The sequence below is a fragment of the Kitasatospora sp. NPDC094028 genome (assembly GCF_049543595.1).
Lineage (GTDB): Bacteria > Actinomycetota > Actinomycetes > Streptomycetales > Streptomycetaceae > Kitasatospora.
Genome location: NZ_JBMVFA010000082.1, coordinates 1 through 1,952 on the forward strand (window position 1 = coordinate 1; position 1,952 = coordinate 1,952).

Below are 1,952 nucleotides of genomic sequence, written 5' to 3' on the forward strand. Positions count from 1 at the left end.
CGGTGATCCCACCGTCGGCGACCTGCTCGGCGTCCTGCCCCGCTACCGCCTCGTCATCACCGACACCTACCACCTGTGCGTCAACGCCTGGGGCGCCGGCACCCCGGTGGTCTGCGTCGGCGCGCCCGAGCCGGTGCCGACGACCGACCGCGACTATCTGACGCTCAGCGATGTGAAGAAGCACGTCCTGCACATGGCGTACGACGCGGCCGACTTCTACCTGCCCACCGTCGACAACAGCCCCGAGGGGCACGAGCGGCGGGCCGAGCGGATCGTCCGGCTCGTGGAGGGGGGGGGTGCGGCCGCGGTGGCCGAGCGGATCCGCGAGCACGCCGACCACTCGGCCGACTCCTTCACGAAGACCCTCGGCTCACTCCTGGGATGAACCCGGGCCCACCCCGGAAAAGAGCCCGCACCGGCCCCACCGTCGTCCCCGGAACCCAACCCCAACGTCGGCCGAATAAATCATGCAAGCACGCTTGATTGTTTCCACCCCCGCTGCCATGCTCCCCTCATGGCCGACCCGACGCCCGTCATCGACGATCTGCGTGCCGAGAGCGAAGAACTGGACCGGCTCGTCGCCCGGTTGACGCCCAAGCGGTGGGCGCTCGCCACCCCGGCGCCCGACTGGACCCTCGCCCACCAGATCGCCCATCTCGCCTGGACCGACCGCGCGGCGCTGGCCGCCGTCACCGACGCGGACGGGTTCCGCGCGCTGGTCGAGAAGGCCCTCGCCCAGGGCGACTCCTTCGTGGACGAGGGCGCGGAGCAGGACGCCGGGCTGCCGCCCGCGGAGCTGCTCGCGCGCTGGCGGTCCGGCCGCGACGCCCTCGACGCGGCCCTGCGCGCGGCCGAACCCGGCGCCCGTTTCCCCTGGTTCGGGCCGCCGATGGCCGTCGCCTCCATGGCCACCGCCCGTCTCATGGAGACCTGGGCCCACGGCCTGGACATCGCCGACGCGCTCGGTGTCACCCGCGCCCCCACCGGCCGCCTCGCCCACATCGTCCGACTCGGCGTGCGCACCCGGGACTTCGCGTACACGGTGCACGGACTCACGCCGCCCGCCGAGGAGTTCCGCGTCCGGCTCACCGCGCCCAGTGGCGCCGTGTGGGGGTACGGCCCCGACGACGCCCCGCAGCGCGTCACCGGACCGGCCCTCGACTTCTGCCTCCTCGTCACCCAGCGCGCCCACCGCGACGACCTCGCCCTGACCGCCGTGGGCCCCGACGCGGACCGCTGGCTGGACATCGCCCAGGCGTTCGCGGGCCCACCGGGGAGCGGCCGGAAGGCGAGGCTGCCGGAAGAGCCGACGGACGGGACGACCGACCCGGCGGCGGGAACCGGCCAGTGAACCCGCTGCGGATAGGCAACTTCTCCGGCTTCTACGGCGACCGCGCCGACGCCCTGCGCGAGATGCTCACCGGCGGCGAACTCGACGTCCTCACCGGCGACTACCTCGCCGAACTCACCATGCTGATCCTCGCCCGCGACCGGCTGAAGGACCCCGGCGCCGGATACGCCCGCACCTTCCTGCGCCAGCTGGAGGAGTGCCTCGGCCTGATCCGGGAGCGCGGGGTGCGGATCGTCACCAACGCGGGCGGGCTCAATCCCGCCGGACTAGCGGCAAAAACAAGCGAGTTGGCCGACCGGCTGGGCATACCCCTGCGCGTCGCGCACGTCGAGGGCGACGACCTGACCGCCGCCCACCCCGGCGCCCTCGCCGCCCACGCCTACCTCGGCGGGTTCGGCATCGCCGAGTGCCTGCGGGCGGGCGCGGACATCGTGGTCACCGGGCGGGTGACCGACGCGGCCCTCGTCACCGGGCCCGCCGCAGCCCATTTCGGCTGGGAGCCGGGGGAGTTCGACAAGCTGGCCGGGGCCGTCGTCGCCGGGCACGTGCTGGAGTGCGGGACGCAGGCCACCGGCGGGAACTACGCCTTCTTCCGGGAGGG

2 protein-coding genes and 1 pseudogene are annotated in these 1,952 nt (G+C 73.8%); all 3 read left to right on the forward strand.

Annotation, left to right across the window (positions count from 1 at the left end; translation table 11 throughout):
* Positions 1–385 (forward strand): annotated as a pseudogene (locus ACPC54_RS41860) (hypothetical protein); the annotation flags it as partial.
* 129 nt (positions 386–514) lie between these two features.
* Entirely contained in the window at positions 515–1,351 is an 837-nt protein-coding gene (locus ACPC54_RS41865) for a TIGR03084 family metal-binding protein (protein WP_351594284.1), read from the forward strand.
* On the forward strand, positions 1,348–1,952 hold a 605-nt coding region (locus ACPC54_RS41870; protein WP_498972996.1), incomplete at its 3' end, for an acyclic terpene utilization AtuA family protein. The genes ACPC54_RS41865 and ACPC54_RS41870, both read left to right, overlap by 4 nt.

Bases quoted from the DNA above. Each gene is read 5' to 3' on its own strand.
- ACPC54_RS41865 (WP_351594284.1), top strand. From the start codon at position 515: ATGGCCGACCCGACGCCCGTCATCGACGATCTGCGTGCCGAGAGCGAA.